The sequence below is a fragment of the Streptosporangium minutum genome (genome assembly GCF_002149035.1).
Lineage (GTDB): Bacteria > Actinomycetota > Actinomycetes > Streptosporangiales > Streptosporangiaceae > Streptosporangium > Streptosporangium minutum.
This window is the reverse complement of the sequence record NZ_NGFP01000080.1, coordinates 15,248-33,838: the sequence shown is the minus strand read 5'-3', so window position 1 is coordinate 33,838 and position 18,591 is coordinate 15,248. Positions and strand designations below refer to the sequence as shown.

Annotated in this window: 12 protein-coding genes; 8 read left to right on the top strand and 4 right to left on the bottom strand. The window is 71.4% G+C overall.

Going from position 1 to position 18,591, the window contains the following annotated elements; genetic code table 11:
• Positions 1–979: 979 nt before the first annotated feature.
• The 4 genes from CA984_RS18680 (at position 980) to CA984_RS18665 (ending at position 6,183) form a co-directional block, all read left to right on the top strand.
• Positions 980–2,338, top strand: a complete 1,359-nt coding sequence (locus CA984_RS18680) for an FAD-dependent oxidoreductase (protein WP_108724591.1) — start codon at positions 980–982, stop codon at positions 2,336–2,338.
• 283 nt (positions 2,339–2,621) lie between these two features.
• Positions 2,622–4,280, top strand: a complete 1,659-nt coding sequence (locus CA984_RS18675) for an acetyl-CoA carboxylase carboxyltransferase subunit alpha (protein WP_086574080.1) — start codon at positions 2,622–2,624, stop codon at positions 4,278–4,280.
• A complete protein-coding gene (locus CA984_RS18670) occupies positions 4,277–4,792 on the top strand; it encodes an acetyl-CoA carboxylase biotin carboxyl carrier protein (protein WP_086574078.1) in 516 nt (171 codons plus the stop codon). The genes CA984_RS18675 and CA984_RS18670 overlap by 4 nt, the downstream gene beginning before the upstream one ends.
• Before the next feature lie 38 nt (positions 4,793–4,830).
• Positions 4,831–6,183 (top strand): acetyl-CoA carboxylase biotin carboxylase subunit, encoded by a 1,353-nt coding sequence (locus CA984_RS18665; protein ID WP_086574076.1) that lies wholly within the window; start codon positions 4,831–4,833, stop codon positions 6,181–6,183.
• A gap of 49 nt (positions 6,184–6,232) precedes the next feature.
• Here CA984_RS18665 and CA984_RS18660 read toward each other — a convergent pair whose 3' ends face one another.
• On the bottom strand, positions 6,233–6,865 hold the full coding sequence (locus CA984_RS18660) for an SRPBCC family protein (protein ID WP_086574074.1): 633 nt from the start codon (positions 6,863–6,865) through the stop codon (positions 6,233–6,235).
• Between the two features lie 385 nt (positions 6,866–7,250).
• Between CA984_RS18660 and CA984_RS18655 the strand changes: the two genes are divergently transcribed.
• The 4 genes from CA984_RS18655 to CA984_RS18640 all read left to right on the top strand — a co-directional run bounded on the left by CA984_RS18655 (position 7,251) and on the right by CA984_RS18640 (position 10,286).
• On the top strand, positions 7,251–7,670 hold the full coding sequence (locus tag CA984_RS18655) for a hypothetical protein (protein ID WP_086574072.1): 420 nt from the start codon (positions 7,251–7,253) through the stop codon (positions 7,668–7,670).
• Between the two features lie 62 nt (positions 7,671–7,732).
• A complete protein-coding gene (locus tag CA984_RS18650) occupies positions 7,733–7,897 on the top strand; it encodes a helix-turn-helix transcriptional regulator (RefSeq protein WP_242676041.1) in 165 nt (54 codons plus the stop codon).
• Between the two features lie 203 nt (positions 7,898–8,100).
• Positions 8,101–9,105, top strand: a complete 1,005-nt coding sequence (locus tag CA984_RS18645) for an NAD(P)-dependent alcohol dehydrogenase (RefSeq protein WP_086574087.1) — start codon at positions 8,101–8,103, stop codon at positions 9,103–9,105.
• Between the two features lie 209 nt (positions 9,106–9,314).
• On the top strand, positions 9,315–10,286 hold the full coding sequence (locus tag CA984_RS18640) for a helix-turn-helix domain-containing protein (protein ID WP_086574068.1): 972 nt from the start codon (positions 9,315–9,317) through the stop codon (positions 10,284–10,286).
• 21 nt (positions 10,287–10,307) lie between these two features.
• Here the strand turns inward: CA984_RS18640 and CA984_RS18635 are convergent, their stop codons facing one another.
• The 3 genes from CA984_RS18635 to CA984_RS18625 form a co-directional block, all read right to left on the bottom strand.
• Positions 10,308–12,434, bottom strand: coding sequence for a PP2C family protein-serine/threonine phosphatase (locus CA984_RS18635; RefSeq protein WP_086574067.1), 2,127 nt, complete (start codon positions 12,432–12,434; stop codon positions 10,308–10,310).
• Between the two features lie 287 nt (positions 12,435–12,721).
• A complete protein-coding gene (locus CA984_RS18630; protein WP_086574065.1) occupies positions 12,722–14,326 on the bottom strand; it encodes a fatty acyl-CoA synthetase in 1,605 nt (534 codons plus the stop codon).
• A 179-nt stretch (positions 14,327–14,505) separates the two neighbouring features.
• Complete coding sequence (locus CA984_RS18625) at positions 14,506–18,522, bottom strand: S8 family peptidase (protein WP_086574062.1); 4,017 nt, start codon at positions 18,520–18,522, stop codon at positions 14,506–14,508.
• Positions 18,523–18,591: the final 69 nt, after the last annotated feature.

Below are 18,591 nucleotides of genomic sequence, written 5' to 3'. Positions count from 1 at the left end.
GTCCGCGCCGGCGTCCAGGCGGCCGAATCCGATGGCGGAGCGTTCACCGGTGCCGGTTCGGGCGTGCGACGCCCGGGGCGACGGACCCGCTGAACCGGGTGAATCCGGTGACCCTGGTGAATCCGCTGGACACCGGAAGGGCCGGGCGGCCCGGGAGGGCCCGGGGCGATCACAAGGTGGTGACTCCCCGAATTCGCCCTGTCACATTACGCGCCGACGCCCTTACGCGGAAACCTTGTTTGACGCCACGCATGCGTCGGTAAGTCCAAAACAATGGTCCGCGCTCCGGGTGGTGTTTTCGCGGTGCCCGGATGGGCGAGTCCGCCGGCGGCAGGGTCTCCATAGTGGCGCCCGTGCCGGATACGGCGCGCCCGGCGGACCGGGAAAAGGGCGTGCGAGCCTCCGCCGCCGTCAGTGCGGCGCCGTACCCGTGGCGGGCCGGTAATGGTTCCGGGAGTTGGCATGCCTCCGCCCCCGCGCCTGCGGATTCAGTGCGCGGAATCAGGGCATGTGATGTATTGCGATCCTGCCGTCCGTGCGTGGCGTGCGGCATTCTGTGTGTGCCGCAGATAGCCGGTCGGTCCACTGGCGCGGGCCGACTCGTGTATACACGGTGAGGCGAGGTAAGTGTGGCTGTTAAAACAGATCACCCTGTTCGATATCCACCCGTACATAACCTGTTCTCGCGGTGTCACCTGTTGTCACGATATTGATCCGGCAGAACACTATTTGCATAACGGCCGCCAAGGAAGGCGACAGTTGACTAATGATGTTACCGATAGTAAATATGAGATATATCTCGATGGGCCGGGTGCTCATCGGCCTCTGTTCCGGTAGGTGGTCATCGCGAGCTCATGTTGCCCACCGACCCACCCGCTCGGGGCGGCGATACCCGGGGCGCCGCCACGTCTCGTAGAACCGCGCCGAGCCGACCCCGCGGCCCAGCCGCGTCAGTCGAGGCGGCAAGGAAGGTGCTCGAATGTCCGAACACGCACTTCACGTTGTGATCATCGGGGCCGGTCTGGGCGGTGCGAGCCTGGCGCACGGGCTCAAAAGGGCCGGCATCAGCGTGGCCGTCTACGAGCGCGAACCGGCCAGGCGTGGCGGCTCCTTCGGTTTCCGCGTCGCGATCGGGCCGGGCGGCAGCCGTGCGCTGCGCGATGTCCTCCCGCCTGACCTCTACGAGACCTTCGTCGCGACGTGCGCCAGGCCGCCGCGGCACCTGACGATCTATTCGGAAGGGCTCGACGAGCTGTTCACCACCAGCCTGCCGGTGGCAGGACAGACGGGCGCGGCCGCCGCCGTGAACATGAAGTCGGCGAGCCTCATGACGTTGCGGCAGCTGCTGCTCACCGGGATCGAGGACGTCGTCCGGTTCGGAAAGGAGTTCACCCGTTACGAGCGGCGGCCGGACGGCCGGATAACCGCGTTCTTCGCGGACGGCACCTCGGCGGTCGGTGACGTACTGGTCGGAGCCGACGGCCCGCATTCCCAGGTGCGGCACCAGTACCTGCCCCAGGCCGACGTTCAGGACTGCGGTCTCGTCGCGGCGTACGGGCAGGTGGACCTTGACGAGGCGGCCCGGCTGCTGCCGTGGGAGAAGATGCTCCGGGGGATATCGCTGGTGCGCAGCCGTCAGGGGCTGTCCTTCATCGCCCAGCCCATGGAGTTCCGGTGGGACAGCGAGGGCGAGTTGAAAAGCCACATCGGCAACGTCGACGCGGCCCTCATCAAGACCTGGCCCGGCATGCGGTACGACAACACCCGGGACCACCTCATGTGGGGCCTCATGAGCTCATCGCGCCTGTTCCGGGACGAGCCGGAGGCCCTGCGCGGAACCAGGGTCGTCGACGCCGTCGCGGACATGACCAGACGGTGGGATCCGGCCCTGCACGCGCTGGTCAACATGACGGACCCGGCCACGGTCGCGGCGACGCGGGCCGTCGTGTCACGTCCGGTCGGTCGCCTGGAGGCGACCAAGGTCACCCTGCTCGGCGACGCCGGCCAGGTCAGGTTCCCCGCCCCGGGCACGGGGGCGAACGCGACGCTCCGCGCGGCCGGGCTGCTGTGCCGCCTGCTCACCGGGGCCGTGACGGATCAGTGGCCGGTCGTCGCGGCCATCCGCGACTACGAGGCGCAGGTGCTCGGATCCGGCTTCGGAGCCGGACGCTCGTACTGGAAGTGCCTGAACCGCAAGGTCCGGATGAACAGGCCGGTCATCGGTCCGGTGCTCGCCGCGGGCACCCGTACCCGCCTGCGCGTGGCCAACCAGGTCCCGAGTCTGAAGAGGCGCGTGGCCGGGGAGTTCAGCTGGGTGCAGGGCGGCAGCGCGGCCTGATCACGCGGCGCCTGCCAGGGACCGTGACCCGCCGGTGCCGCGAGGCGCCCTCGAGCGGGTTGAGAGCGTACGAGGTCACCCAGGCCCGGGGCCGGGTCCCGCCCCGCCGCCGCCGGGGTCGGAACGCCGTCGTCGTACCCGGGGCCGTCCGCGGCCGGACCGGCGACGGCGCTCACCCCTCCGGCCGCGGACGCCCGGGGACGAGCCCCGCGCGGAAGGTTCAGCCGCCTTCCAGCGGTCGTTGAGCCGACGGTGTCAGCCTGCCGGGGTGAGCGTCCGAACAATGGCTTCCGGAGCGGCGGAGTGGGTCAGCTGTGCCCGGTGCCGAGAACTGACCTACGGCAGGCGTTTTGAACGCGACCTGCGAGTCTGCCCCGGGTGCGGTGCGCACAGCCGCCTCACCGCCTGGCAGCGCATCGGCCAGCTGCTGGATGCCGGCTCGGTCCGGCAGCTCGAACAGCCGGCGGTGGCCGAAGACCCCCTCGGTTTCGTGGACTCCCGCCCCTACCCGGAACGGCTGCGCCAGGCGCGCGAGCAGACGGGGACGGAGGAGGCCGTCATCTGCGTCACGGGCACGCTGATGGGGCATCCGGTGGTGGCGGCGGTCATGGACTTCCGCTTCCTGGGCGGCAGCCTCGGGGTCGGGGTGGGCGAAGCCATCGCGGTGGCCGCGGAGACCGCCCTGCGCGCGCGCAGCCCCCTGATCATCGTCACCGCTTCGGGCGGCGCCCGCATGCAGGAGGGCGCCTTCTCGCTGATGCAGATGGTGAAGACCAGCCAGGCGCTCGCGGAGCTGGACGAGGCGGGGATCTTCACCGTCTCGATCATCAGCGACCCCACATACGGCGGTGTGGCCGCCTCCTTCGCCACGCTGGGAGACGTCATCCTGGCGGAGCCCGGAGCGCGCATCGGTTTCGCGGGCCCGAGGGTGATCGAGCAGACGATCCAGGCCGACCTCCCCAAGGGCTTCCAGACGGCCGAGTTCCTGCTGGCCCGCGGCCTCGTGGACGCGGTGGTGCCGCGCTCCGCGCTCCGGCCGACGATCGCGTGCCTGCTCGACGCCCAGGCGCCCGCGCAGCCCTCCACGGCGACCACGGCGGGGGAGTGCCTCGTCCGTGATCCCGGAGAGCTGCCCGAACGGGAACCCGGGCAGGTGGTGGAGACCGCCCGCCACCAGCAGCGGCCGACCGCGCTCGACTACATGAACCAGCTGCTGGACAACTTCCAGGAGCTGAGAGGCGATCGGATGTCCGGCGACTGCCCGGCCGTCGTGGGCGGCCTCGGCCGCTTCGACGGCCGGCCGGTCGTCGTCCTCGGACACCAGAAGGGCCGCGACACCACCGAACGGGTCCAGCGCAACTTCGGTATGGCGCTACCCGAGGGGTACCGCAAGGCCGCACGGCTGATGCGGCTGGCGGTCAAGCTGGGGCTGCCGATCGTCACCCTGGTCGACACGCCCGGTGCCCACCCCGGCATCGGAGCGGAGGAGCGGGGACAGGCGTGGGCGATCGCGGAGAACATCCGGCTCATGTCCGGGCTCCCCGTTCCGATCGTGGCGGTGATAACGGGCGAGGGCGGCAGCGGCGGTGCGCTCGCCCTGGCCGTGGCCGACCGGGTGCTCGCCTGCTCCGGCGCGATGTACTCGGTGATCAGCCCGGAGGGCTGCGCGGCCATCCTCTGGAAGGACCGGTCCGCGGCCCCGATGGCGGCGGCGGCGCTCCAGCTCGGCGCGCGTGACCTGCTCCGGCACGAGATCGTCGACGCGGTCGTGCCGGAGCCGGAGGGCGGGGCGCACCGAGACCCCGTGGCGGCCGCCGAACTGCTGCGCGCGGCGCTCTCGGAGACCTTACGCGAGGTCGTCGCCATCTCCCCTGACGATCTGGTGGCACAACGCCGACGACGGTTTCGGCGATACGGCGTCGAGATGCCGAGGTGCATATGAACAACGAATCCACTGGTGCCGAGCCGAGCGGGATCGACGAGCTCTGCCGGCAGGCCGCCAACCTCATCGAGGCCGCCAAAGGGCCGCTGAAGAGCGTGCGGGTGCAGGCGGGCGATCTGCTCGTCCAGGTCGAGTGGCCCGAACCGGGGCCCGCTCCGAACGGGCAGGCTGCTCCGAACGGGCAGGCTGTACCGAACGGGCAGGCTGCCACCTGGGGGCGTCCCGAGGCCGCGGCGCCCGCGGGACCGGAGGCCGGCCCCGAGGACGACGGCCCGTTCGTCGTCCACGCGCCCCTGGTCGGAACGTTCTACCACGCCCCCTCACCCGGTGCGCCGCCGTTCGCCGCAGTCGGGGACGAGATGGTGGCGGGGCAGCAGGTGGCGATCGTGGAGGCGATGAAGCTGATGAACGCGGTCGAGGTCGATCGGCCCGGCCGCGTCGTCGAGGTGCTCGTGCCCGACGGGTCACCGGTGGAGTACGGCGAGGCGCTGTTCGTGCTCGCCCCCGTGTGAGCCGAGTCCTCGGAACCACCGCGATTGAGAGGAACCCATTGTTTTCGACGATCCTGATCGCGAACCGAGGCGAGATCGCGCTCCGTGTCGCCCGCACCTGCCGTGAAATGGGCATCCGGACCGTCGCGGTCTGCTCGGACAGCGACCGTGAGTCCGCCGTCGCCCGCTTCGCCGACGAGTGCGTCCGCATCGGCCCCCCGTCCCCCCGGCTCAGCTACCTCAACGCCGCCGCGATCGTCACGGCGGCGCTGCAGACCGGTGCCGACGCCGTGCATCCCGGGTACGGCTTCCTGTCGGAGGACCCCGACTTCGCGGAGATCTGCGAAGCCGAGGGGCTGACCTTCATCGGTCCCTCCGCGTCGCTGCTCAGCCGGCTCGGCGACAAGGCGCAGGCCCGGGAGATCGCCCAGGCCGCCGGGCTGCCGGTGGTTCCCGGCAGCTCACGGTCGCTCGTCACGCTGGAGCAGGCCAAGTCCGTCGCCGGCGAGATCGGCTACCCGGTGATCATCAAGGCCACCGCCGGCGGAGGCGGGCGCGGTATGACCGTGGTGCGGGACGCCCGGGAGCTGCCGCGTGCCTACGCGCAGGCGCGTGCCGGCGCCCAGGCGGCTTTCGGCGATCCCCGTCTCTACATGGAGACGTTCCTGGAGAACGCCCGGCACATCGAGGTGCAGGTGCTCGGTGACGGCGCGGGAGGCGTGGTCCAGCTCGGTGAACGGGACTGCTCGGTGCAGCGGCGCCGGCAGAAGCTGATCGAGGAGACGCCCGCCCCGGGGCTTCCCCGGGAGCTGGCCGACCGCATCTGCGCCGCCGCGGTGCACGCCGCCCGGGAGGTGAACTACGCCGGGGCCGGCACCTACGAGTTCCTCGTCGACGGTGACGACTTCTTCTTCATGGAGGTCAACTGCCGGATCCAGGTCGAGCACCCGGTCACCGAGCTGGTGACCGGCGTCGACCTGGTCCGGGAGCAGCTCCGCGTCGCTGCCGGGTACGGGCTGTCCATCCGCCAGGAGGACGTCCAGCCCCGGGGCGTGTCGATCGAGTGCCGCGTCAACGCCGAGGATCCCCGCCGCGGGTTCCTGCCGACGCCCGGCGTGGTCGAGGAGTTCCTGCCGTCGAGCGGCCCGTTCGTGCGGGTGGACACCCACGGCTATCCCGGCTTCCGGGTGACGGCGGACTACGACCCGCTGCTGGCCAAGGTCGCGGTCTGGGCCCCGGACCGCCGGCAGGCCATCGCGCGGGCCGGCCGTGCCCTGGAGGAGTTCCGCGTCTCCGGGCGGGGGGTGCACACGACCCTGGACTTCCTGCGCGAGGTGCTGGAGAACCCGGTGTTCCGCGCGGCCAAGCACACGACGGCCCTGGTCGACGACATGGGCACCGGCGGCGCCTGACCGCCGCGGCCCGGCGGAGCCGCCTGCCTGACGGGGACGGCGGGCCCCGTCAGGGGGTGGCGGTGTAGGCGGCGGTGGTCCGGTCCGCCGCGGCCCGCGCCTCGGCTCCGTCCGTGCCTGCGGCGATGCTCGCATCGCACCACTGCCGGCTGCTGAGCGACATGAACTGCCTGCCCTGGTCGGACGCCGTCCATGCCGCGCTCTCCTGCGGGTCCACGGCCTGTCCGGACGACAGGTGGGTGGCCAGGCCCATGAGTCCCAGATCCCAGCCGATGCCGACCACGCCGGGTCCGAACTGGGCCCACTGCTCGTCGTCGACGTGAGCGGTGTGCTCGAGCTCGAATCGGGTCCCGCCCCCGGAGGCGGACGTCAGCCGGACCTCGATCCAGCTGACGTTCCCGCCGTACTCCCAGGTGGCCGAGAAGCTGGCGGGCGGGTCGCAGCGCTCGATCCTCCCGCTCGCGTTGCCCTGAAGCTGGTAGCGGCCGTTCAGGCGCAGGTCACCCGAGACGGGCAGGAACCACCGGGAGATGCGCTCGGGATCGGTGCAGGCGTCCCAGACGTCCTCGACATCGGCCTCGTAGGTCTGGCTGACGGTCACGATCCGGGCCTCACCCGCCTCCAGTACGCGCTTGCCGACCTCGCGCCGTACGGCGTTGATCTGCTGAGTGACATCGATCATGAAGCTCTCCTCTGACCTGGTTCCTCGCCGGGATCGCGGAGCCGGCATTCACGTCCGCCCCGGTCCGCTTCCGCGGCGGGCGGCTCCGGATGCGGGGTGCGGGGCCGGACGGGATCGCGCCGCACGCCGGCACCTCGAACGCCCGCATGACGAGAGAAAATATTAGAGACTGCTTATATAAGTCAAGGCCGCGTGGCAGCTTCCCCCCGGGTTCCGGCCCGCCTCCGGGTGGCGCTGAGGCGGTCGGGGGCCGCATCCGCGACGACGGTGAGCGGATGGCGCCGCCCGCAGGCCCGTGACCAGGTGGAAGTTAAAAATGTTTGACGTTATGTCGGCTTTGCTTTACATTCATCAATGTCAAGTTTGTTTTACATGGGGAGCGGGCGTGTCATTCGAAGAGAAGCGCGCGTGGATCTATGCGGTGGTCGCGGCCGGCGTGTCCCTGGTCTACTTCGCGACCGTCCTCGGGCAGGTCCGGGCAGCGGAGGTCACGGAGATCGCCTACGTGCGGCCGATGCTCACGGCCATCGGCGTCGCGCTGGCGGTGAACGTCGTCGCGCACATCGTGGCCGGGATCGCCTCGCCCGGGGAGGCGGACAGGAAGGACGAGCGGGACGCCGACATCCATCGGCACGGCCGGCGCGCCGGGTACTACGTCCTCGCCGCCGGTGGCGTGGCGGCGCTCGCCCTGACGCTGGCGGAGTACGAGAACTTCTGGATCGCCAACGCGCTCTACCTGGCATTCGTCCTCGACGCGCTCGCCTCTTCGATCACGAAGATCGTCGCTTACCGCCGGGGCTTCTAGCCGTGGTCAAGCCCACCAGGGTCACGAACGCGATCCGGTCCCTCCGGTTCGCGCACGGAGAGATGACGCAGGCGGACCTGGCGGACCGCATCGGCGTGACCCGCCAGACCGTCATCGCCATCGAGCGGGGGCGTTACTCGCCCTCGCTCGAGATGGCGTTTCAGATCGCCCGGGTGTTCGGGGTCCCGCTCGACGAGGTCTTCCAGTATCCGGACACCGAGGCGTAGCCGTCCTCGCCGGGCCCGGCGCGCGCGACCGCGCCGTCCCCCGCCCGACTGCGTCGATCTCCGGCGACGGGGAGAGGCCGTGGCCTCGACCGCGGAGCCGCCGCCGATCGTCCGGCAGCCGGGGGAGGGGACGAACCCTCAGTGGCGGGACGAGTGTGTTCCAGCCGCGGCCCGAGCCGCGCTCACCCGAAAGGCCGGCCATCATGCCCACTGACACCGGAGGCGACGTGACGACGATGAAGGCGATGGTCCGAGACGCCTACTGCTCACCTGACGCGCTGCGGCTCGGCGACATCGACAAGCCGGTCGCCGGGGACGACGACGTGCTCGTACGCGTCCACGCGGCCGGCGTGGACCAGGGAGTCTGGCACCTCGTCACGGGACTGCCGTACGTCGTCCGCATCGGGGGCTTCGGGCTGCTCAGGCCGGGGTCCCGGGTGCCGGGCCTGGACGTCGCCGGGCGCGTCGAGGCGGTCGGCCGGAACGTGACCCGGTTCCGGCCCGGCGACGAGGTGTTCGGCACCTGCGGCGGCTCCTTCGCCGAGTACGCCTGCGCCCGGGAGGACAGGCTCGCCCGGAAGCCGGCGAACGTCACCTTCGAGCAGGCGGCGGCGGTCCCCGCCTCCGCCGTCGCCGCCCTCCAGGGACTTCGCGACAGGGGACAGGTCCGGGCGGGCCAGAGGGTGCTGGTCATCGGCGCGGGCGGAGGCGTGGGGACGTTCGCGGTGCAGCTGGCCAAGGCGTTCGGCGCGGACGTCACCGGCGTGTGCGGCACCACGAAGACGGACCTGGTCCGGTCGATCGGCGCGGACGACGTCATCGACTACACGCGCGAGGACTTCGCGGACGGGGCGCGCCGCTACGACCTCATCCTCGACACCGCGGGACGCCGCTCGCTGTCCCGCCTCCGGCGCGCCCTCACCCCCCGGGGAACCCTCGTCATCGTCGGCGGCGAAGGGGGAGGACGGTGGTTGCAGGGTACGGATCGCCAGCTCCGGGCACTCCTGCTGGCGCCGTTCGTGCGCCAGAGGCTGCGTGCGCTGATGTCGGCGGAGCGCGAGGAGGACCTCCGGTACTGCGGGGAGCTCATCGAGGCGGGCAAGGTCACGCCGATCGTCGACAGGACCTACCCGCTGAGCGAGGTCCCCGAGGCCATCCGGTATCTGAGAGGAGGCCACGCGCGCGGCAAGGTCGTCATCACCGTGTGAGGCGTGGCGCCGGATGCGAGCGCGACGCTCGCCCCGTGCCGGACCGGGCACGCCGCTCACCCCGCCGCCGTGCGGCCGGAGCCCGGCCGTGACCCGGCCACCGTACGGCGTGGGCTCCGGCGTCCGGAAGGGGCCCGCGGCAGGCGTGCGAGGGGGAGTCCCGGCGGTCCGACCGCCGGCACGTTACCGTTTCGCGGGGAGGGGGAACAGTGGGCTGGTGGCAGGTCAACGCGGACACGCTCGCGGGAAGCAGGTTCGTCGTCTCCCCGCTGGCCGAGGCCACCGCGAGGCTGAAGACCCTGGATCGGGGGACGGCCGCGCACCCGGGCGAGCGCGCGTGGCTCGACGCCCACCTGCCCGGCTACCGGGAGCGGCTGGCAGGCGACCAGGTCACCGCGCTGCTCGTACGGGCCGCTCTGGGGCGCGGCTGGAACGCGACCTTCCTCACCCCCACGCCGGTGGGCGAGGGCGAGCAGGCGTTCGAGGAGGAGCTGGCGCGCATACGCGAGACGCCGCCCGAGGCCGCCCGCGCCGACCTGGCCGTGTCACTGGGCGGCCCGCTCCCGGTCCGGCTGCACCGCTCCGATCTGCCGGCACGCGCCGCCGACCTCCTGGAGTGGGTGTGGACGGAAGCGGTGCTCCCCTCCTGGCCGCAGAGCCGGCGGATCATCGAGGCCGACGTCATCGCGCGGACGGCGCGGCTGGGCCAGGGAGGCTGGGCCGCCGTCCTGGACGGCATGCGCCCGGGGATGCGCTGGCTCGGGGAGAGCCGGCTGCAGATCACCACGGGCGACGACCCGCCGCGAGAGCTCTCCGGCGCCCGGCTGATGCTCGTCCCCGTCACACCCTGCCAGAGCTGGGTCTCGTGGGACGCGCCGCACCGGTACGCCGTGGTGTACCCGTGCTCGGGCGCCCTGGCCGAGGCGGGCCGGGCGCCGGTGCCCGACACCCTGCGAGCGTTGCTGGGGCCCGCGCGGGCGGGCGTCCTCGTCCTCCTCGACACCCCGAAGAGCACCTCCCAGCTGGTGGCGCTGACCGGCCAGGGGCTGGGGTCGGTGGGCCGCCACCTCAAGGTCCTGTTCGACGCCCGGCTGGTCCGGCGCCGGCGTGCCGGGCGGTCCGTGCTCTACTACCGGACGGACGCCGGTGAGGTCCTGGTGGAGGCGCAGAGAGACGGGTGAGAGCAGGCCCGGCAGCGGGGATCAGGGATCGGGCTCGGCAGTGGGACGCAGGAGGAGCAGGGCGATGTCATCGCCGCGGCGGCTGGTCCGCCGGGCGTGCCGGATCATGGCGTCGGCCAGCTCGTCGAGGTGCTGATCGCCGAGGCGCGCCAGCTCGACGCCGAGTTCGGCCAGGGCGTCGTCGAGATCGGCCCCGGGGGTCTCGATCAGGCCGTCGGTGTAGAGGGCCAGGACGGAGCCGACCGGCAGGGGGATCTCCACGCACGGATACCGGGCCTCGGGGTCGAGGCCCAGCAGCAGGCCGCCCGGCACGTCCAGTACCCGCACGCCGCCGTCGGGGTGGCGCAGGAGGGGCTGGGGATGGCCGGCGCGGGCCAGGCACGCCCTGCGGTGGCGCAGGTCGAGCTGGACGTAGACGCAGGTGGCGAACAGGTCGGGGTCCAGGTCGGCCAGCAGGCGGTTGGTACGGGCCAGGACCTCGCCGGGATCGGCGCCGATGGTGGCGTAGGCGCGCACCGCGGTGCGCAACTGGCCCATGAGGGCCGCGGCGGTGACGTTGTGTCCCTGGACGTCGCCGATGATGGCGGCGACGGTGTCATCGCTGAGCCGGATGACGTCGTAGAAATCTCCGCCGATGTCCATGCCCTCGGTGCTGGGCAGGTAACGGGCGGCCGCGGTCAGGCCGGGCAGCCGGGGGAGGGCGTGGGGCAGCAGGCTCTCCTGCAGGCCGTGGGCGAGCTCCAGCTTGGCGTCGTAGAGACGCGCGCGTTCCAGCGCCTGGGCGATGAGCCCGCCGAGCGAGGTCAGCACGGCGCGTTCCTCGACGGTGAAGTGGTGGGGCCGGGAGAAGGCGAGCACGCAGGTGCCGACGGGCCGGCCCGAGGCGATCAGCGGCATGAACGCCCAGGCCGCCATCCCGTCGTCCGGAGCGACGGCCAGCGGGTAGATCTGGTTCAGTTCCTCGGAGGATTCGAAGAAGCTGGGCACTCCGGTGACCATCGTCCGCACGCTCGGGGTGGGCGAGGTCAGCGGGAGGCGGTCGTACTGCTCGATGATGTGGGGCGGGTAGCCACGGTGGCCGACGACGCCCAGCCGGCCGTCCTCGGCCACCAGCAGGGCCAGGGCCTGACCGCCGAAGGCGGGCATGATCTGGCCGGCGACCAGGTCCACCACGTCCTGCACGCAGGCGGCCTCCGTCAACGCGCTGGCCAGATGCAGTACGTGGTAGATCGCCCCGACGCGGGTGGGCATCGCCGAGTCGACCGCCGACGTGAGGACCGGGACGTTCTCCGGCTCCACCAGAGCCGGGGTGATGCGCACGGTGATGCCGGAGACGGTCGGATAGAGGTCGAAGCACAGCCAGCGGTCCGGAGGGCACAGCGCCACGAACGAGGCCGGCTGCTGAGTGATCATCGCTGCGCGGTAGCGGTCCTCGTACACCGGATCGTTCAGCCAGGGCAGCACCGTCCAGGGCTGGGCGCCGATCAGCCGCCGGGGCGACTCGCCGATCAGCGCGGCCCCCCGCGGGCTGATGAAGGTGAGGCGGCCATGGTCGTCCATGGCGCATATCCCCTCGGGCAGGCGTGCCACCATCGCCCCGAGCCCTTCGAGGGGAACCGCGCTGGGCGGGACGGGGGTGCGCGGTCCCGGATCCGGCGGGCCCGGCCGGCCGGACTCCTCGAGCTTCCGCGCCAGGTCGGCGGCCGCGGCCGTAAGACGGCCGCGTTCGCCGGAGGACAGCCGCGGGGGATGGGAGGCGGGCCACAGCACGAACACCCCTCCGCAGTCGGCCGTGGCGGTGGCCAGCGGCAGTGCGGCCATGCGGAAGTCGTAGGGCAGGGCGAGCGCGATGCCCGGGTAGCGGCGCACCATGTCCTCCTCGCCTCCCACCCACACCAGCCGCCTCTCCCGTGAGGCGTCGGCCACCGGGACGGGGGCGGTCAGGCTCACCCGCTCCCACGGCCGGACGAACTCCCGTGGCAACCCCTGCATCACCGTCAGTTCGAGCACCTGGCCGTCGGGGGCCAGGCGGTAGATCGCCCCCGCGTGGGCGCCGACGTCCTCCAGCATGGAGAGGAGGCCCCCTGCCAGCCCGTCGAGGCCGTCCCCGCCGAGCCCGCCGTCCGGGGGAAGGAATCGTCCCGCCACGGTCAGCGCCTCATTCCCCGGCCCGCGACCGCGGGGTGATCATGTCCCCCCGCCGCCGCACGCCGACTCCCCGGCCGATGACAGGACGGCCGGACGCTGCTTCCCGTCCTGTCGATAGACGTGATCTAACGCACATATATCGACGTGACTTAACGCACATATATGGACAATACCTTCGCTGACCAGCAGCTTTGGAAACTCTTCCCCCCAAGCCGGGGCCGGAGCCCCGGGATCGTCGTACGGGCAGCCGGGCGCGCCGCCCGTACGGCCGATGGCGTCCCGGGGTCTCAGCGCCCGGCGCCCGCGCCGGCGATCCGGTCCGCGAGCTCGCCGTGCCGCTCCCGGAGCTCACGCTTGAGGATCTTGCCGCTCGGGTTCTTCGGGAGCGCGTCGACGAACGCGAACGCCTTGGGGACCTTGAACGGCGCCAGCCGTTCACGGGCGTGCGCCCGCAGCTCCTCCTCGGTGACGGCCGCACCGGCCTTGGCCACCACGATCGCGACGACCGCCTCGATCCAGCTCGGATGCCTGACCCCGACGACCGCCACCTCGGCGACGGCGGGGTGTTCGTAGATCGTCTCTTCGACCTCGCGGCTGGCGACGTTCTCCCCGCCGGTCTTGATCATGTCCTTGATCCGGTCGACGACCGTGAGGTAGCCCTCCTCGTCCATGGTCCCCAGATCGCCGGAGTGGAACCAGCCGCCGCGGAACGCCTCGGCGGTCTTCTCCGGGTCGTCGAGGTATTCGAGGATGGCGTGCGGACTCCGGTGGACGATCTCCCCGATCTCACCGGTGGGCACGTCCCGGCCCTCGGCGTCCACGACGCGGGTCTCCACGTTCAGGGCGGCCTGACCTGCGGATCCGGCCTTGCGGATCTGGTCCCCGGGCTGGAGCATGACGGCGACGGGCGCCATCTCCGTCTGGCCGTAGAAGTTCCACAGGCGCACGCCGGGCAGCCGCTCGCCGATCTCCCGGAGCACCTCCACGGGCATGATCGCCGCTCCGTAGTAGCCCTTGCGCAGCGAGGAGAGGTCGCGCCTGTCGAAGTCCGGGTGGCGCAGCAGGGCGATCCAGACCGTGGGCGGCGCGAACAACTTGGTCACCCGATGGCTCTCGACGGCGGCGAGCACCGCGGCCGGGTCGGGTCCGGGCAGGATGACGCTGGAGGCTCCGAGCTGGATGTCGGGCACCAGGAAGCAGTGCTGCTGCGCGCAGTGGAACAGCGGCATCGAGTGCAGCTCGACGTCGTCGCGGTCCATGCCGCCGTCGATGACGCAGCTGCCGTACTGGGCGATCAGCGCCGCGTGGGACAGCACCGCGCCCTTGGGGCGCGACTCGGTGCCCGAGGTGTAGAGGATCTGGGCCGGAGCGTCCGGCGCGATGGGCACCGCGGGCTCGCGGGAGTCCCCGTGGTCCAGCAGGGCCGAGAACGGCTCCCAGTCTCCGGCCGCCTCGCCGTACACGATCCGTGTCCGCAGGCGGTCCGTCGCCTTGATCGCCTCCTCTGCGACGGGGAGGAGCTCGTCCTGCGCGAGCAGGGCGACGGCGGAGGAGTGACCGACGACGTATCCGACCTCCTCGCCCCGGAGCATGAAGTTGATCGGCACCAGTACGGCGCCCGCCCGGGCGACGGCGAAGATCGTCTGGACGTACGCGACGCTGTTGCGCGAGAGCACCGCCACCCGGTCGCCGGGGCCCACCCCCCTTTCCAGGAGCGCGTTGGCGATCCTGGAGACGTCCTCGTCGAGCTGGGCGTAGGTACGGCTGCTCACGCCGTCCGACACGGCGAGCCGGTGGGGATGGCGCCGGGCGGACCGGCGGAGCAGGTCGGCCAGCGATTGGCGGCGGGCGAGCGCGACATCCGCCTGCTCCGGGGCTCCGGCAAGAGACATGGGCTTCTCCAGAGTGTCTGCTACAGACAAAACTTCTGGTAAGCGTAGCGATATCTACCCTTTCGCGGCGCGCACCGGGCTTCGACCGGCGACGCCGCGGCGACCGCCACCCGGGCACAGAGCCGCCGGGTGGCGGGGAGACCCCCGCCACCCGGCGGACTCTTCGATCAGCGGACGGTTCAGCGCAGGCCGAACAGGCGGGTGCTGGTCTGCTTGAGGCGGTTGCCCTCGGCGTCCCAGGCTTCGACCTTCAGGCTGACCGCGCCCTTGGTGTCGCGCAGGGACGGGTAGCGGGTGCTGGCGGTGTAGGCGCCGTCACGGTCGCGCTTGACCGGGACGGGCGTCCACTTGGCGCCGTCGTCGGTGCTCATCCACAGCTTGAGCCCGGCGATCTTCGGCATCTTCGCCGCGGACGGCGAGTGGTAGGCCTCGACGGTGAACCTGTGGGAGCGGCCGGCGCGGACGGTGTTGTCCATCGCCAGGGTGTCGCCCAGGTCGTAGCCGGCGAAGACGACGGGGGTGGGCCGGCACTGCTCGGTGACTCCTTCGATGATCCAGTACTTGCAGAACGATCCCGGCAGCACGTGTTCCTTGGCCGGCGGGGCGCGGAACGTCCACTCGGTGTCGTGCTGGGCGTTCTTCGCGGTCAGCCGGTAGGTGCCGGCGCCCTCGGGCAGGGTGAACGCGGGGAGGTTGTCCAGGCCGGGCGCCGTGACGCGCGGGATCTCCGTGCCGTCCCGGTAGAGATGCAGGTCGTAGTCAGGGGTGAGGAGCTCACCGCTCTTCCAGAATCCGTCGCTGACGGGGTGGCTGTCGGTCGTGCCCGCCGGGAAGAATTCGGCCCAGAGGGTATCGCCCTGCACGCAGAGCGTGCACGTTACGCTGATGCCCTGGGTCGTGAGGGGCGGCGCGTCCTTGTCGGCGCGCGCGTAGACCTTCTGCGACGCGGTCTGGGCACCCGGCGTCAGGCCCGCGGTGAACCACTGCTGCCGGGTACGACCGGGCCGGTCGAACACCTCGACGCGGAACCGGGTGTCGTAGAAGGTCGTCCTGTCGAGGTTGGACGAGGACATGCCGTGCGAATGGATCACCGTGGGATCGAGCGGCCCGACCCATTCGGTCCGAGTGGTCGGTCCGGTGAAGGCCATCGCCCCCCAGGACGAGACGGACGTCGTCGTATCCGTGACGTCGTCCTGCTTGTAGATCGTGCGCCAGTGGTTGAACTTGGTGGGCTGGGAAGCGTGGACGTCCAGGTCGACCTGGGCGAGCTGCCGGTCGGTGAAGGTGTAGTGCATGGACTTCGGCACGCCGCCCTCGGCGTACGGCTTGAGGACGTAGCTGTAGGGCGTCTCCGGTGTGCCCGTCACCTGGACGGGAACCGCCTCGCGGGCGAGCTGCGCGCGCAGCTGCAGTCCCTCCTTGTTCGACAGGGACACGTTCGGGATGCTGATGGGCTTGGGGTCGCCGGTGTTGATCTCCTGCCCGACGTCGAGCGGAAGGGCGCAGAGGCCGCTCTTCGACGGGAAGGTCGCCAGTCCGGCCGCACCGGCCTCACGGATCGGAATGATCCGGCTGATCCAGGTGAAGCAGTTCACGGTGCCGTTGGGCGCGAGTCCCGTCTCCATGAGGACCAGCTTGCCGCGCAGGTCCTTCCCGGCGATGTCCTCGGGCCTGCCCTCACCGACGTCGACGAGCGGCAGGTTCTGTGTCCCGGTGAACGGCTTCCAGTCGGGCTGGCCGTTCTGATGGGGCCCGGTCCCGTAGTCGCTGTGCGGGGGAGCGATCGGATGCAGGGTGATCGGCTTGCGCCTGCCCGCGGTCATGGTGACCTGGGACTGTCCCAGCGTCCACTGGCTGGCGAAACGGAACTTGCCCTTGGTGACCGGCTTGGTGGGGGTGACCCACATCTTCGACCATGCGCCCTGCTGCATGCCGGGGGTCAGGGTCATGCCGAACGTCTGGCCGTTGATAATGGTCCGCTGGTGGGAGGCGACCCATATGTTGTTCAGCGGCTCGGCCGGCTTCGGGGTGGTGAAGCGGACCTGGGAGGCCTGCCGGGCGTCGAGCGTGATCTCGGTGTCACCGGTGACGGTGACCTCCGGGTTGATCAGGAACGTCTCGTTGTTCCGGTCGTCCTCGTCCATCCAGGTCAGCCACTGCAACACCGAATGCGTGCCGACCGGAACCCGGGTGACCGTGGTTCCCTCCTTCGACACCACGGTGTCAAGGAGGTATCCCTTCGCGCCGTCGACGTCGAGAGTCTGCTGGTACCACGGCGTGGCGGGCTTGCCGTCCCTGCCGATGGTGTGGACGGTGAGCTGGACCAACGGAGCCTCGCGCACCATGCCCACCGGGGTGGTCAGCCGGATGCCGCCTGCCTCGGCCGTCACGGCGCCGTCGTAGGTGCCGAACTCCAGGCCGGTCGGGTCGAGGGTGACGGTCGCCGTGGCGGTGCCGTTCGCGGGCACCGTGAGGGTCGGATCGGTGCTCAGCCTGCCCTCCACCGCGGTCCCGCCGACGGTGCGCAGGGCGGGGGTGAGCGTGAGGGTGACAGGCTGGTCGGTGAGGTTGGTGTAGGAGAGCTCACGCCGCAGCGACTCGCCCTCCTCGGTCACCGAGCCGAAGTCGATCCCGCCGGTGGTGGCGAAGACCCGCTGGGTGTACGCCTTGGCGAGGTCCACCCGCCCGGCGCCTTGCTCGTACGCGCTGAAGCCGTCGTCCTTGGCCGTGGACATCAGCGCGGACTTGAGCAGCGGCCCCTTCCAGTCGGGGTGCAACTGGGCCATGATCGCCGCGGCGCCCGCGACGTGCGGCGTGGCCATCGAGGTGCCGGACGCCCCGGTGTAGCGGTCGTCGACGGGAGTGCCCATCGTGGTGCCCGCGGCGCGCGCCGCGGCGATGTCCACGCCGGGCGCGGCGATGTCGGGCTTGAGCCCCGAGTCACCGAACCGCGGCCCCCGGCCGGAGAAGCCGGCCAGCTGATCCTGCTTGTCGACCGCGGCGACGGTGAGCGCCGCCTCGGCTGTGCCGGGCATGGACACGCTCCCGGGCAGCGCGCCGGAGTTGCCCGCCGCGATGACGAACAGGGTGCCGGTGGACGCGCTCAGGCCGTTGACCGCCTGGCTGATCGGGTCGGTGCCGTCGGTGGGGCCGGCGCCCAGGCTCATGCTGACGACCTTGGCGCCGCTGGACGCGGCCCACTCCATACCCTCGATGATCCACGAGTCTTCGCCCGACCCGGCATCGTTCAGCACCTTGCCGACGACCAGTTGCGCGCCCGGAGCCACGCCCTTGTACTTGCCGCTGGACGCCGCTCCGGAGCCGGCGATCGTGGAGGCCACGTGGGTGCCGTGGCCGTGACCGTCCTTGACCGGAGCGTCGGGGACGAAGGACCTGGAGTCCGCGATCTTCCCTGCGAGGTCGGGGTGGGTGGCGTCGACGCCGGTGTCCAGCACCGCGACCTTCACCCCGGTGCCGTCGTGCCCGCCGGCCCAGGCCTGCGGCGCGCCGATCATCGCCACGCTCTTGTCCAGGATGGCCTTGACCTTGCCGTCCAGCCACACCTTGGCGATCCCGCCGCGCAAGGTGCCGGGCACCGCTCTCATGCCCTGTTCGCCCGATCCGGTGGGGACGGCGCGCACGGCGTTCCAGAACGCTCCGGACTCGGCCTTGGCGACGTCGAGGGCGGAGGCGTGGATGCTCTCCAGGTCATGGGTGGGGACGCTCGCCGGGATCGCGGCGGCGGCGCTTCGGACCGCGGCGAGACCGTGCTTCTCCGGGTACTGGACGATGACCGGGACCTGCTTGGTCCGGTCGTCGGTGTAGCCGTTCTCCGCCAGGTACTTGACGTTGAACAGCCGCATGTCCAGCCGCCCAGCCTGAATGGCGGGCATCGCGTCGGACGGGAGGACGAAGACGCCCTCGGGGGAAGTCTGGGTGAGCAGCTTCGGCCGGTGGCCGTCCTGGCGGACGGCGGGTTCGGTCTTCACGTCGAAGCGGCCGGTGACAGCCTGGGTGAGCGTGACCTTGTCGCCGGTGACCAGGGTGATGACGTGCGGGCCCGGGCCGACACCCTGGAGTGTGACGGGAGCCGCCGGGGGCGGCTGCGCCGGCTCGGCGGCCAGTGCCGCCGGCGTCTGCGGCAGCGCGGTCGCGGCCAGCGCGAGGAGCGAGGTCAGCAGGACGGTGCGTTTCACGCGGCCCTCCCGGGAGGTGACGGCCGGAATCCGTTGTCGGACATGGCGGGGCACTGCCTTTCTGCGTGA